Annotated in this window: 13 protein-coding genes; 3 read left to right on the top strand and 10 right to left on the bottom strand. The window is 50.2% G+C overall.

Going from position 1 to position 14,149, the window contains the following annotated elements; genetic code table 11:
• Nucleotides 1-25 precede the first annotated feature (25 nt).
• The gene (locus HCN83_RS05020) at nucleotides 26-244 is read left to right on the top strand and encodes a DeoR family transcriptional regulator (RefSeq protein ID WP_168005232.1); all 219 of its coding nucleotides are present in this window, start codon (nucleotides 26-28) and stop codon (nucleotides 242-244) included.
• 76 nt (nucleotides 245-320) lie between these two features.
• Here HCN83_RS05020 and HCN83_RS05015 read toward each other — a convergent pair whose 3' ends face one another.
• From HCN83_RS05015 to ftsW, 3 genes are all read right to left on the bottom strand, one after another.
• The gene (locus HCN83_RS05015; RefSeq protein ID WP_168005231.1) at nucleotides 321-1,022 is read right to left on the bottom strand and encodes a pseudouridine synthase; all 702 of its coding nucleotides are present in this window, start codon (nucleotides 1,020-1,022) and stop codon (nucleotides 321-323) included.
• Nucleotides 1,023-1,090: 68 nt separating this feature from the next.
• Nucleotides 1,091-2,266 (bottom strand): rod shape-determining protein RodA, encoded by a 1,176-nt coding sequence (rodA, locus tag HCN83_RS05010; RefSeq protein WP_168005230.1) that lies wholly within the window; start codon nucleotides 2,264-2,266, stop codon nucleotides 1,091-1,093.
• Between the two features lie 12 nt (nucleotides 2,267-2,278).
• A complete protein-coding gene (ftsW, locus tag HCN83_RS05005) occupies nucleotides 2,279-3,466 on the bottom strand; it encodes a putative lipid II flippase FtsW (protein ID WP_343033654.1) in 1,188 nt (395 codons plus the stop codon).
• A 263-nt stretch (nucleotides 3,467-3,729) separates the two neighbouring features.
• Here ftsW and HCN83_RS05000 point away from each other — a divergent pair, with 263 nt between their 5' ends.
• On the top strand, nucleotides 3,730-4,071 hold the full coding sequence (locus tag HCN83_RS05000; RefSeq protein WP_168005228.1) for a winged helix-turn-helix transcriptional regulator: 342 nt from the start codon (nucleotides 3,730-3,732) through the stop codon (nucleotides 4,069-4,071).
• 176 nt (nucleotides 4,072-4,247) lie between these two features.
• Here the strand turns inward: HCN83_RS05000 and HCN83_RS04995 are convergent, their stop codons facing one another.
• From HCN83_RS04995 to HCN83_RS04980, 4 genes are all read right to left on the bottom strand, one after another.
• The gene (locus tag HCN83_RS04995; RefSeq protein ID WP_168005227.1) at nucleotides 4,248-5,858 is read right to left on the bottom strand and encodes a putative polysaccharide biosynthesis protein; all 1,611 of its coding nucleotides are present in this window, start codon (nucleotides 5,856-5,858) and stop codon (nucleotides 4,248-4,250) included.
• 25 nt (nucleotides 5,859-5,883) lie between these two features.
• Nucleotides 5,884-6,285, bottom strand: a complete 402-nt coding sequence (locus tag HCN83_RS04990; RefSeq protein ID WP_168005226.1) for a secondary thiamine-phosphate synthase enzyme YjbQ — start codon at nucleotides 6,283-6,285, stop codon at nucleotides 5,884-5,886.
• 1 nt (nucleotide 6,286) lies between these two features.
• Entirely contained in the window at nucleotides 6,287-7,096 is an 810-nt protein-coding gene (proC, locus tag HCN83_RS04985; protein WP_343033653.1) for a pyrroline-5-carboxylate reductase, read from the bottom strand.
• A 142-nt stretch (nucleotides 7,097-7,238) separates the two neighbouring features.
• Nucleotides 7,239-7,931: a hypothetical protein gene (locus HCN83_RS04980; RefSeq protein WP_168005224.1), complete on the bottom strand. Its 693-nt coding sequence runs from the start codon at nucleotides 7,929-7,931 to the stop codon at nucleotides 7,239-7,241.
• 349 nt (nucleotides 7,932-8,280) lie between these two features.
• Here HCN83_RS04980 and HCN83_RS04975 point away from each other — a divergent pair, with 349 nt between their 5' ends.
• Nucleotides 8,281-9,552: an NAD(P)/FAD-dependent oxidoreductase gene (locus tag HCN83_RS04975; RefSeq protein ID WP_168005223.1), complete on the top strand. Its 1,272-nt coding sequence runs from the start codon at nucleotides 8,281-8,283 to the stop codon at nucleotides 9,550-9,552.
• A 237-nt stretch (nucleotides 9,553-9,789) separates the two neighbouring features.
• Here HCN83_RS04975 and HCN83_RS04970 read toward each other — a convergent pair whose 3' ends face one another.
• The 3 genes from HCN83_RS04970 to HCN83_RS04960 form a co-directional block, all read right to left on the bottom strand.
• A complete protein-coding gene (locus HCN83_RS04970; protein WP_168005222.1) occupies nucleotides 9,790-10,032 on the bottom strand; it encodes a hypothetical protein in 243 nt (80 codons plus the stop codon).
• A gap of 247 nt (nucleotides 10,033-10,279) precedes the next feature.
• On the bottom strand, nucleotides 10,280-12,694 hold the full coding sequence (gene leuS / locus HCN83_RS04965) for a leucine--tRNA ligase (RefSeq protein ID WP_168005221.1): 2,415 nt from the start codon (nucleotides 12,692-12,694) through the stop codon (nucleotides 10,280-10,282).
• Between the two features lie 228 nt (nucleotides 12,695-12,922).
• Complete coding sequence (locus HCN83_RS04960) at nucleotides 12,923-14,116, bottom strand: MFS transporter (protein ID WP_168005220.1); 1,194 nt, start codon at nucleotides 14,114-14,116, stop codon at nucleotides 12,923-12,925.
• Nucleotides 14,117-14,149: the final 33 nt, after the last annotated feature.

Below are 14,149 nucleotides of genomic sequence, written 5' to 3'. Positions count from 1 at the left end.
GTAACAAACTTGAAGGAGTGGTTTTTTGAAGCCGTCAACCGATCGTATGTTAACTCGCATTAAATCTGTGTATCTCTACATTAATCAGAAAGGAAACGTGACGACGAAAGAACTCACGGAAGAGTTCGGCACGACAGAACGAACGATACAGCGCGACTTAAACGTGCTGGAATATAACGGTCTCGTCACCACGCTTGAGCGTGGGGTCTGGACGACTACCGGTAAAAAAACAAAAGTATCGTAATCTCGAATACCTCGAAGCAGCGTTATATGAGCGCAGCTTCTTTTTTTTGTTCATTGATTTGAAAGCTGTAAAAGCTTCAGCGTTTCAGCCTGGCCAGCTCCTGGTCCGTAAGCTCTCTGTATGCTCCTCGTTCCAGGTCCTCATCTAGAACAAGCGGCCCCATTCTGACCCGTTCCAGCTCCTCGACATGACTACCGCAGGCTGCAATCATTCGCTTTACCTGGTGATATTTGCCCTCCTGAATGGTCAAAAAGATCACGCGTGGATCGTCCGTACGGCTGACCTGCGCCGGCTGTGTTTCGAGGCCGTCTTCAAGCGTCATCCCTTCTTTTAAGCGTTGTTCGCCTTCTGCGGAGAGAGGACGGGCCAGGTGCACCCGGTATTCTTTATCCACTTTATGCTTCGGCGAGGTAAGCCGGTGTGCCAATTTGCCGTCATTCGTCAAAAGCAGAAGGCCCGTCGTATCTTTGTCGAGTCTGCCAATTGGAAACGGTTCAAACAGCTGGTCCTCCGGCTCAAGAATATCCACGACAGTTTCCTGCACCGCATCTTCTGTAGCCGATAACAAACCATCGGGCTTATTCATCATTAAATAAATATATTCTTTGTACGTAACCTCTTCTCCGAATACTTCGAGCGTCTGTTTATCTGGATACACGTGCGTTTTTCCATTCGTCACTGCTTCTCCATCGACAGTTAACGCTTTCTGTCTGAAAAGTTTTATTACATCTTTCCTGGATCCGTACCCCAGATTAGCCAGCAGTTTGTCTGCTCTCATGGTGTTGCCCTCCTACTATAACGATGAGCTAAAGGCTCCAGGGAACGCCCCGAAGCCTCTGCCTTTCCTTATTCTTCTTCGCCAAACATGTAGTGCTTCGTTCGTATGTTCACATTCAGCACAATACCAATCGCGAGCATATTTGTGACGAGTGCACTTCCCCCATAGCTGATAAATGGAAGTGCGAGCCCTGTAATCGGAACAACGCCGATCGTCATGCCGACATTCTGGAAAATCTGAAACACGAGCAGTCCGACAACACCTGCCGTTAAATATGTCCCAAATGAATTGTTGCACGTGAATGCGATCAACACCATCCTGTACAGCAGCAGAAAGTAAATCACCATCAGCACAGTAGCTCCAATGAATCCGAACTCCTCGGCAATCACCGTGAAAATAAAATCTGTATGAAGCTCCGGAATAACACCGCTCTGTGATTTAACTCCCTGAGTGAAGCCGCTGCCGTAAAGCTGACCTGCCCCTATTCCCTGGAGAGCGTGATACAGCTGGTAGCCTTCGCCGCCGATGTTCGCTGTAGGGTCCAGCCACGCATATATGCGGGAAAGCTGGTGCGGTCGGATGACCTGGGTAAACAATTCAAACGCATTGTTATGAAGCCAGACAAGTCCTGCCACCGCAGATACTGCAAGCGTTACGAGCAGACCAATCATCCGGAAAGTGACCCCTGCCATTAGAATCATAATCGCAATCATGGCCATGATGACGAGTGCTGTTCCAAGGTCCGGCTGAATCAGAATAAACGCGAATGGCGGAAGCCCGACACCCAGTATTTTGGCAACAACAATCACGTCTGATTTAAATGTTTTCGGCCGGGGTGCCCGCGTAATCGTGAACAGCAGATGCGCCAGCGAGATTAAGATGAAAATCTTGACGAATTCCGACGGCTGAAACGTAAACACACCCGGTATGCCGAGCCACCTTTGAGCGCCGTTCACTTCAATTCCAAATAAGTGCGTGGCGACCAGTAAAATCATGCTCACCGCGTAAAGCGGTATAGACAAATGTTTAAACAGATCATAGTCGATCACCATTGCCGAAATCATCAATACCATTCCGACCGAGAACCAGAGGATCTGACGCTGGACGAAATAGGACGGCGCCACGCCGTACTGTCCTGATGTAGCAGCGCTGTAAATCGCCACAAGGCTGATACACATCAGAACAAATAAAAAGAATAATAATGTATAGTCCAGCTGTTGAAATGGACTTTTTCGTTCCTGCATAGTTCCACCCTCTTACACGCCCCGGGAAACAGAAGTCTTTGCTAATGTTCCTTCGTCGTGCATTTCCTTATTATCGGAAGCATAACTCTCCCGTTCCTTTTCTGTCTTTCTCGAAATATTGGCGAGAATGCCGATTCCTGCAAGCGTGACGAGAAGTGATGAACCGCCGTAGCTTAAAAATGGAAACGGGATTCCTGTAATCGGCAGAAAGCCGCTGACAGCACCAGAGTTAAATATCACCTGAATAGCAAGCTGTGAGACGATACCAAATGCGAGGAGACTTCCAAACGTATCCCGGCAGCGAACACCGATCAAAAAGCCGCGCCCGATTATGAATCCGACTCCGCCGAGTGCGAGCAGAATTCCCAGAAAACCGAGCTCCTCGCTTACGATAGCGAGAATAAAATCGGTATGGGCTTCCGGCAGGTAAAACAGCTTTTGTACACTCTGACCAAAGCCTGCACCGGTGATTCCTCCGTGCGCAATCGCAATATACGACTGCACCAGCTGAAAGCCGTCAGACTGTTCCAGCTCAAACGCGTTCACAAATCCGGTAATCCGGTTCATCCGGTATTCAGCAGAACTCGCGTAATAATACAAACCAGCAGCTGCAAGCGTCCCGAGCGAAATCATGTGAAAGAAGCGGGCGCCCGAATAAAAAGCGATCAGACCTGCCACAAGTACGATCGAGGTCCCCGTGCCTAAGTCCGGCTGCATCATAATTAATATAAAGACCCCGGCCGTAATCACAAGCGGGGGAAAAAGGCCGCTCTTAAAATCGTGAATGTACGACTGTTTCCGTGAATAAATGTATGCCAGGTAAATAATCATCCCAAGCTTGACAAACTCGGACGGCTGGATTGTAAAGCCGCCGATCGCAATCCAGCGGGTCGCACCGTTTACAGTATGACCGACGCCGGGAAGCGCCACGATGATCAGCATCGCAACAGAAGCAAGCAGAATAAACGGAACGAGACGCCTGAAATGACGGTACGGAAAAAACATAAAAAAAAGGAACCCGAGACTTCCGAGCACAACCCAGATCAAATGCCGATCGAAAAAGTACGTGACGTCGCCGTAATTTTGATATCCCTGCACGAAGCTCGCGCTGTAAACCATGATCAGTCCAAATGCTGTCATGATGACGACTGCCGTAATTAAATACCAGTCTATGTAAAGCTTCGATCTGCTTTCCTCCACTGTTCCGCCCCCCTTCTGCACCCTGTTGTCCAATGCTCCCATTATAGCAGATGCCCTTTACCCCCGAAAGGTACTTTGGCAGGTAAAGAGGAAATCTCATAATGCTTCGCGCTTTCAAATCAACACAGCGGTTATTAAACAAAAGTTTGTTTCTTTAAAAAAGTTCATTGTTGTCATTCTATTCCGCAGCAAGGTGATATGTGTTATAATAGTTAAACAATTGTTTAGGTATATGCTTTAGCATATAAAGAGAGGTGAATCTGATGGAAGAGTTAGCGATGTGCCCAAAGTTTGAGTCGGCTTTTCAACTTCTCGGTAAACGCTGGAACGGTCTGATTATTCGTGTACTGCTTCACGGCCCGGCCCGCTTCCGCGATATATCATCCAACATTCCTAATATGAGCGATAAAATGCTTGTCGACCGGCTGAAGCAGCTGGAAGAGATCGGAATCGTCAAACGTCACGTCTACCCGGAAACGCCGGTGCGCATAGAATATACACTTACGGATAAAGGAAGAGCGCTTGAACCTGCTCTCGATGAAATTCAGGCCTGGGCAGAAGCATGGGTCCCTGGTGAAACACCGCAGGAGTCCGTTCAAAACTGATGCAGTAAGAGGCGTATTTATACAGACAGCCTGCATGACAGTGCCGGAGATCGTTTTACGATCTCCGGCACTGTCTTTTTGGTCACGCCCGCTGCAGCCTGAACTGTTACGGACCAGGCGGTACACACTCTCTTAAGAATGAGTGTGCCTGATCCTGTCGTACTGGATTACCCATCTTATTTATTCAGCATCGAAAACCGATGACCGAGTACTTTTCCCGCAAGTCCTGAACGAAACGCCAGGTTCAAATAAACAATGATACCCGCTGTTACCGATATACCGAGAACGAGCAGGCCATTTCCTTGGCTTGTAACCGGCCAGATGCGCTGCAGGCCGAATGAAATATACCAGGTGACAAGCACCATCACCAGCGAATATACCGATACTTGCAGGAATCGCTTCCTGACGAGCCTGTAATCAAATGAGGCGTAATATCCGATAGCCCAAATGTTTATGCACACAGAAAGCAGGTACCCGCCGAAAGTTGCATAGACCCCGCCCTCTGGTCCGAACCAGCCGATGAAAAGGCTGTTAAACACGACCTTGAATAACAGGCCTGCGGCAAGTGAGACGACAGCCATCCGCTGTTTCTCCATCCCCTGAAGCAGTGAAGCCGTCACCGCAAACACGGCAAAAAAGACGGCAACAGGTGCATAGTTTCGTAAGATGGAGGCCCCTGCGGTTACTTCTTCAGCAAACAGTGCGCCGTAAGCCGGGACTGCCAGAATCATCAAACCGGCTGCTGCCGGAACGGTCAGAAACAAAATGATCTGATACGTCTGCGTGATGGTTCTCTGCAGTTTTTCGGTATCTTTCTGCGTGTAGGCAGCCGTAATCGTCGGCAGAATCGTCAGCGACATCGCTGTTGCAAGCGATACCGGAATCATGATCAGCTTGTGGGAGGTCTGTGTGAAAGAAGCAAAATACGTTTCTGCCTGTGTATCGGTATAGCCGGCTGCCATCATGGCCGGATTAAACGTCCACAGATCTATCATCTGATACAGGGGAATCGCAAGACCTACGAATGAGAGCGGCAGCGCGTACCGAAGCAGCTCGCGATACATTTTTCCAAGCGGCAGCTTATGATCAACCGTGCTCCGGCTGACCATTTCCTGCAACCCAGCGTAGCGCTTTTTCCAGTACCAGAGCAGAACAGCCAGTCCACCGAGCGCACCGGCAAACGCGCCGAATACAGCAAAGCCGATCGCCGTACCGAGCTGTCCATCGAACGTGTAGAGGATTAGATACGTAAGGATCAAGATAAAGACGATTCTCACGATCTGTTCAATCACCTGGGAAACGGCTGTCGGCCCCATCGACTGATTTCCCTGGAAAAACCCGCGTATGATCGCCATAAGCGGCACGACGAGCAGGGCAGCACTTACCATCCGGATGGTGAACACCGCATCTGCTACCGTATTTCCTTCAAGGTTATCCGGGTCAAGCACTCGGTTGGCAATGACCTCTGCTGAAAAAAACAACGCCAGAAAGGCGATGAAACCAGTGACACTCATCACGATCAAACCCGACTTTAACAGCCGCTGACCGGTATGATAATCGCCTAATGCATTGTATTTGGAAACAAACTTGGATACCGCGAGCGGAATACCGAGTGTCGCCAGGCTGAGCAGCACCGTGTAAGGCAGATAGCCATAGGCATACAGTGCGAGCCCCTGGTGTCCAACGAGATACGTGAATGGGAATATGTAAATAAATCCGAGAAACTTCGTTAAAAAGATGCCTGCGGTCAGCACCATCGTCCCCCGGATCAGCTGTTGATCTGACATAATGACCTTCTCTCCTGCCTGTTTATCAGCCTGCCGAGACTTTCACATGAACGTTTCTCTTGCGCGGGCCGTCGAATTCACAAAAATAAATACCTTGCCAGGTGCCTAACAGCAGCCTGCCTTCATGGACAATCAGCGTTTGCAGCGTTCCAACCGTTGACACTTTTAAATGGGATGCCGTGTTTCCCTCCATATGCCGGTCCTGCGGATGCTCCCATGGATATACGTCATTGAATCGATTCAGCATATCCGTTTTCACATCCGGATCTGCGTTCTCGTTCACCGTGACGCCAGCTGTCGTATGGGCAGATTGAATATAAACAAGTCCTTCTTCGATACCTGATTCATCAATCACCTGCTGAACACGTCCAGTTAAATCGAGAATTTCATCCCTGGACGATGTGGAGACCTCAAGCGTTTTCAGCATATTACGTATTCCCCCCTGCGTGGCGGTTGACTGCTTCAACCGCCTGTTTAATAATACGATCTACGTGATACGTTTCCAGCACGTGCAGGCCTTCAGCTGTAGAGCCGCCCGGGGAGGCAACCTGCTGCATCAGATCTTTTGGTTCCTTGCCGGTGGCAAGCATCGCGGCAGATCCTTTCATCATTTGCACGACCAGCCTTTGCGCCTGCTCCTCTGAAATGCCTGTTGCTGCTGCCGCCTCCTGAAGAGCTGAGGCGATATAATACATAAAAGCCGGTGCACTCCCTGTGACAGCAGTCAGCTCATGAACCTGCGCAGCCGTCAGTTCTTCTGCCGGACCAATTGCCTGAAGCAGTCCTTCAATCAGCGGCCGGTGGGCTGACGTCACCGCATTGCCACAAACGAAGGTAGTCATGGACTCTCCTATTTGAGCCGCCGTATTCGGCATGATCCAGCATACTGGTGCCTCAGCGGGGAGTCTTGCTTCCATATACTCCGGGTCGATCCCAGCAGCAAGAGTCACAATCAGCTGTCCTTTCCACAGTGGAGCCACAGCATTCAGCAGATCACCGTGTGCGGAAGGCGGTGCTGCCAGAACGATAACGTCGTGGTTCTGAATCACCTGCAGCCAGTCGTCGGTCGCATGTACACCGTACTCCGCAGCAAGCCTGTCACGCTTCTCCTGATTTGATTTGTTCGCAACCGTTATACGCTCAAATGGAGACTCGCGGTCTGCTGCAATACCTGCAATGACGGCCTCTGCCATTCGTCCGGCGCCGATAAACAATATAGAACTCCCCATAGCTGTCATCCTCTCCTGTTTCGCTGCTATTATCGTAACATAAAGAGACACAGAAAATGGAATGTGTATCAGATCGTTTTTATAACTAAGAGAATGCTTAGTTCACAGAAAAAACCTGCCACGCCGTTCACACGGCTGGCAGGTTTTCCGATCAGCTGATGTTCTGCAGCTTCCGCTCCAGCTGTTTCAGCTTGTTTTCTTCACGGCTCGCTTTATCGAACTGCTTCAACTTACGCTTCAGCCGGCCCTTTGTCCACGTAAAGTCAGCAATGTTTTTGTGATTTAAATACGTTGCAAAGAAATCAAGGTGACCGCTCTCGTACTTACTGGAGGCATCCACCGTATCGACATAACGAGCAAACGCTTCTGTAATCAGTGCATCTTCAGGAATAAAATCACCGTATACGTCCAGCAGACGACGGAAGTTATTTTCCCGAAGCTTTGTCAGAAACGTCTGCAGGAACAGCTCTTCCTGCCCTTCGATTTGAAAACCACGACGTCCCAGCAGGGTAATAAAAATCTTCAGCTCATTATGGTAGAACGAGTAAGCTTTCCGCATTTCCTCTGTCATCGAGATGCTCATACTGAATCGTCCTTCTGCCCGTGCATAAAGCAGATTCAGAAGTGCCCGGTGCACTTCCGGCTTAAGCAGAAATGTCGGATGAACAGTTTTAAGATACCGTCCAACTTCCTGATTTAAAATAAACTGCTGGGACTGGGAACGCTCCAGTTCCTCAAGAGATCGCTTTTGTTCAAACTGCGCAAACTGCTCGATCCGCTCCTGTGTTTCCTGCATCCATACGGCACGCTTCTGTGAAATTTTAGTTTTAAGGCTTGTCAACATGTGACATCCTCCTCCCGATTTCTAAGTTATCTATTTTAATCTATTATCTCCAAAGAGCAGTGTAGCACATCCCCAGTGTAAATAAAACAGCGTTTTTGCGAAAAATCGATACAATTTAGCAGGTTGACCTCTTCTCAGTCCTGCTCAGTAGAAATAATCTTCTCATATCCCTGATTATAGGGATATACAACAGTTGAATCAACTTATCTGCTTTGTTATTACCTGAGCGTGCTCGTCACTGTAATGTGAGATTGATGGGGCTGTTTCACCCCATCAACAGCGGGCCTGTTGTGTTTTCCTTCAGGCTGCCTTACAATCAGTTGAGATTGAACGAAAAGGAGCATGATGTATGCACGATGTAATTGTAATAGGAGGAGGTCCGGCCGGGCTTATGGCTTCCGCTGCTGCAGCAGAACACGGAGCGCGGGTGCTCCTGCTTGATAAAGGAAATAAACTGGGCCGGAAGCTCGCAATTTCGGGCGGAGGGCGCTGCAACGTAACGAACCGTGTCGATGCAGAAGAGCTGATTCGGCATATCCCCGGCAACGGCCGGTTCATGTACAGCCCTTTCTCTGTCTTTAATAATGAGAATATCATCGCCTTCTTTGAATCACTGGGAATTGAGCTTAAGGAAGAAGACAATGGCCGCATGTTTCCGGTTAACGATAAAGCGATCGATGTTGTCCGTGCGCTGTTGGACCACATTCGCCGGCACAAAGTGGTAATCCGCACGAAAACAGAAGTGCGCGACCTTCACTTTGAAGACGGCCGGGTAAAATCAGTGGAAACAGCGGATGGAACCATGCTTGAAGCAGGCGCGGTTATCGTTGCAGCCGGCGGTATGTCCGTACCGCATACCGGCTCGACCGGGGACGGCTACCCTTGGGCCCGTAAAGCAGGACATACAATCACCGAGCTGTATCCAACGGAAGTGCCGATCACGCTGACCGATTCCTTTATCCGGTCGAAAGAGCTGCAAGGTCTTTCACTGCGGGACGTGGCACTGAGTGTAATTGATCCTAAAAAGAAAAAGCCGATGAAGACGCATCGGGGCGATATGATCTTTACTCATTTCGGCATCTCAGGTCCAATCGGTCTCCGATGCAGCCAGTACGTGATAAAAATGAAGAAAAAGCACGACGTCCGATCCGTCGGACTGTGGATTGATCTGTTTCCAGAAGAATCTTTGGAAGACGTGTTTCAGCGGCTGCAGACAATTGTCAGGGGGGCTCCTAAAAAAGCGATCAAAAATGCGCTGCAGGGAGTTCTGCCGGAGCGGCTGCTTCCTCCGGCTATGCTGCTCGCAGGAGCTGAGCCGTCTGCTACCGGCTCCGAAACATCGCAGGAGATTCTGCGGGAACTTGCAGCCGTTATGAAACGATTTCCACTGACTGCTGACGGAACGCTTTCCATTGAAAAAGCGTTTGTAACCGGTGGCGGCGTCAGCGTGAAAGAGGTATATCCAAAGCGTATGGAATCCAAGCTGCAGCAGGGTCTCTTCTTCTGCGGCGAAGTCATGGATCTGCATGGGTATACCGGCGGCTATAATATAACCGTTGCATTCTCCACAGGCTACACGGCCGGTTCCGCTGCAGCTGAAACTGCGGCCGCCTCCCTGTAACTGTTCGGATCACTATTCAAGAAGGCCCTCACAGCATTGTGAGGGCCTTCTTCAGAGTGTTGATAACGTAATTTCAGGTGAATAACCTTGCATCTGCCTGCATCTGCGGACGCTCGCTTTCCGGAGGGAACGGCCTCAGCTAACCGATTCCTCCTGCTGTCGGAAGCGCTGGATCTTCGCCTCGTTCTGATCCTCCCGGAGTCGAGATCCTTCGATGCCGGCATCTGGCAGTGCGTTTCATGTGCTGGTTATGAAGGCACGATCCGGTTCCATATGGATAGCCCCCAAGATCAGACGTTTCGATGTTAAATAGGGATGCCAGTCCTTCATCGAATTCATGATAAACGTAAAAAAACAGTCGTGTCTGTCTGTTGTGACGTTGTTCTCCAACAAGCAGAGCCGTTTCCCCGATGTGTCCGGCGTGCCCGTGGAATCAGCGCAGTCTGAAGATGCCGTGCCGTTCCAATCTGCGAACGGCATCAACGCACGAGCGGAGCCGGACTGGGTCTTGAAGGCTTCTTGTAAGAAGCCTGTGTCCGAGTGAAGCCGTGCCTTTCTTCCCTTCATACAGGGGTCACCCCGAGAAATAGCTGAAGACAAGCCCATGGCAGGCTCGGTAAACAGAGGGGAAATACAATCAATCGAATAATCATGTAAGCTGATTGACATTGTCAACAGACAAATAGGGCCCTCACAGCATTGTGAGGGCCCTATTTATCTTTATTAATTAATTTGCCACAATGTTGACGAGCTTGCCGGGCACTGCAATCACTTTGCGGATTGTTTTGCCGTCTGTTTCTTCCTTGATACGCGCGTCGTCAAACGCTGCCTTCTCCAGGTCTTCCTTCGAAGCATCCTTTGCAACCTGCAGCTTGGCACGGACTTTGCCGTTTACCTGCACGACTATTTCAATCTCATCCTCTGTCAGCCAGCTTTCATCATAGACCGGCCATGTCGCATAGGAAATCGTCGTATTATGCCCAAGCTTGTGCCAAAGTTCCTCACTGACGTGAGGCGCTACCGGCGAAAGCAGCTTGAGAAAGCCTTCAAGGTGACTTCGGGACAGCTTTTCCTGCTTGTATGCCTCATTGACAAACACCATTAGCTGAGAAATACCGGTGTTAAACCGAAGCGCCTCAAAGTCCTCGGTCACTTTTTTGACCGTCTGATGGTACACCCGCGTCAGCGAATCGCTGCTCTGTTCATCCACAACGACATCACGTAAATGGTTATCTTCTACAAAGAGCCTCCAGACACGATCAAGGAATCGACGTGCACCGTCGAGTCCGTTTTCGCTCCAGGCAATGGAAGCGTCCAGCGGCCCCATGAACATTTCATACAGGCGCAGCGTATCCGCTCCGTGAGAATCCATGATGACATCCGGATTCACGACATTCCCTTTGGATTTACTCATTTTTTCATTGTTTTCACCGAGAATCATGCCTTGGTTATATAGCTTTTGGAAAGGCTCTTTCGTATGCACAACGCCGATATCATAAAGCACTTTATGCCAGAAACGAGCATACAGCAGGTGCAGCACAGCGTGCTCAGCTCCGCCGATATAAATATCCACCGGGAGCCACTGCTTCAGCTTCTGAGGGTCGGCCAGCTGTTCATTGTTATCCGGATCGATAAAACGGAGATAGTACCAGCAGCTGCCTGCCCACTGCGGCATCGTATTCGTTTCCCTGCGTCCGTTCATTCCAGTTTCCGGATCGGTCACGTGCAGCCACGCTTCGTTATTGGCAAGCGGCGATTCTCCGGTTCCTGATGGCTTAAATTCACTCATATCCGGAAGGGTCAGCGGAAGCTCCTCTTCCGGCACGGTCGTCATGGAGCCGTCCTCCCAGTGGATGACCGGAATCGGTTCGCCCCAATAGCGCTGACGGCTGAAAAGCCAGTCGCGCAGGCGGTACGTAATCTGGCGCTTACCTTTTTTATTCTGCTCAAGCCAGTCGCACATAGCGGAAATAGCTTCTTCATTATGCAGCCCGTTCAGGAAGTCGGAGTTCACGTGTTCGCCGTCGCCCGCGTATGCTTCTTTCGACAAATCGCCGCCGGCAACAACTTCCTTAATCGGCAGACCGAACTCCTGTGCAAACTCGTAGTCCCGTTCATCATGACCCGGTACAGCCATAATCGCTCCCGTTCCGTATGTCGCCAGCACGTAATCCGCGATCCAGACCGGGACGTCTTCACCGGTGACCGGGTGCTCTGCATATCCGCCTGTGAATACACCCGTTTTATCTTTATTGAGCTCCGTTCGCTCTAAATCACTCTTCAGCGCCACACTTTTGCGGTACGCTTCTACTTTTTCTTTCTGGGCTTCGGTCATCACTTCATCGACAAGGCTGTGCTCAGGCGCTAATACAAGATAAGTGGCCCCGTAAAGCGTGTCCGGTCTCGTTGTAAACACGGTGATTTCCTTGCCGGTTTCCTTTAAGCGAAAATCAACATCGGCCCCTTCTGAACGGCCGATCCAGTTACGCTGCATATCCTTGATCGACTCCGGCCAGTCTAGCTCCTCCAGATCTTCCAGCAGCCTGTCTGCGTATTCCGTAATCTTAAGCATCCACTGCTTCATTGGACGGCGCTCAACGGGATGACCGCCGCGTTCGCTCACCCCATCAATGACTTCCTCATTTGCAAGGACCGTTCCTAATGCCGGGCACCAGTTAACCGGAACCTCGTCTACATAAGCTAGTCCTTTGTTGTAGAGCTGAATGAAAATCCACTGCGTCCACTTATAGTAGGATTCGTGCGTCGTATTGATTTCACGGTCCCAGTCGTAGGAAAAACCGAGCGCTTTAATCTGGCGGCGGAATGTATCCACGTTCTGCTCTGTAAAGGAGCGAGGGTGTTTTCCGGTGTCGAGCGCATACTGCTCCGCCGGAAGGCCAAACGCATCCCATCCCATTGGATGAAGCACGTTATACCCTTGCATCCGCTTCATGCGGGAAAGAATATCCGTTGCCGTATAGCCTTCCGGGTGGCCGACGTGAAGTCCTGCCCCGGATGGATATGGAAACATATCGAGTGCATAAAACTTTTTGCGGGACGGATCTTCCGATGTTTTAAATGTCTTATTATCTTCCCAGTGCTTTTGCCATTTTGCTTCGATTTCCTGGTGTTCAAATGCCAACGAAACAACCTCCTGTAAATTCAGTATATGTAATAGGAAAGAAAAAGCTCCTCATCCCGGGGTATATGCCGGGACAGGAGCCTACCAGAATCTGCTTTTGCAACCTGCCTGCCAAAGGGTTCCGGTCCATCGTGCCGGCGGTCGTGGAGCAGGCTGCCGATGCCCTTCCAGACTTCATTGTCTATAGACGTGTATCGATACCATTGTATGCACCACTTCCCGCGTGTGTCAAGCGTTGTCGCGGGTAAAACGAATGTGCGGAACTCCTTTATCGAACACCGCAGTCATGACAAACGGAATGATAAACAGCGCGGTGATAACGAGAAACAGAACCTGCATCCCGAATAGATCTGCCATCAGCCCGCCGAAAAGCGGACCGATCAATCGTCCGCCAGTTGCAATGCTGTTGACAATTCCCTGATAGAAGCCAGCTTTCCCCTCTGGTGCAAGCTGATGAGCGATCGTCGGGACAGCCGGCCAGACGAACATTTCACCGATTGTTAAGATGATCATTGCCGCCACAAAACCTGTATAAACATCTGTCTGCGAGAGCAGAAAGAAAGCCCCCATAAAGATGAACAATCCGGTGTAAATCTGCGCTTTCAGTGAATGAACCCATCGTTGAATAAAAAACCGGATCAGAGGCTGACAAAAAATAATCATCGCTCCGTTGATCGTCCAAAGCAGACTGTAATAAGGAAGCGCAATGCCAAGATCCTGCGTATAGGCAGCGATGGTGGACGCCCACTGCGCATAGGCAATCCAGCAAATGAGAAATCCCGCACATAACAGAGCGAGTGCCCGAAATCTTCGCTTGTGCTCCAGTTTTTCGGCCTGTTCAAATACGTTGGAAGTGGAAGCCGCCTGCCCGCCCCCTTGCAGCTGCCTGATGTAAACAACGGCAAGAACGAGAAATACAACGTATAACATGCCGTTTCCTAAAAACACGAAATCAAAACGGAAGCTTGCCAGCAGCCCTCCAAGTGCAGAACCAAGTGCAACTCCGACATTTTGAGACACATACATAGCATTAAATGGCCTTCTGCCTCCCTCCGGCCAGACCGATCCTGCCAATGCATACATACACGGAATCATCATGCCTCCGCCGAATCCGAGAAAGACAAGACAGATGATGTAGGCCGTAAGAGACGAATGCAGCGCGGCCAGACTGAAAGCAGCAGTCATTGCAATCAATAGACCGGCAATAATGGTCCGGAAGCCGCCGATCAGATCGAAGAGACGCCCTCCAATCAGGTTTCCTGTGACTCCGGCCATGGCATTCAGCGTCAGCACGGACCCCGCTACCGTCAGCGACTGACCAAGCTCGCGGGACATATAAATCGTATTAAGCGGCCAAATAAAAGACGCTCCGGTGATATTAATCGCCATGCCAATCACCAGAATCCAAATTGCTTTCGGCACCGTGACACCTCCCGCCTTCACCTTTATTCGTTA

The organism is Alkalicoccus luteus, from assembly GCF_012034335.1.
GTDB lineage: Bacteria > Bacillota > Bacilli > Bacillales > Salisediminibacteriaceae > Alkalicoccus > Alkalicoccus luteus_A.
Note: the sequence above shows the minus strand (reverse complement) of the source record. Positions and strands in the feature narration are given on the sequence as shown.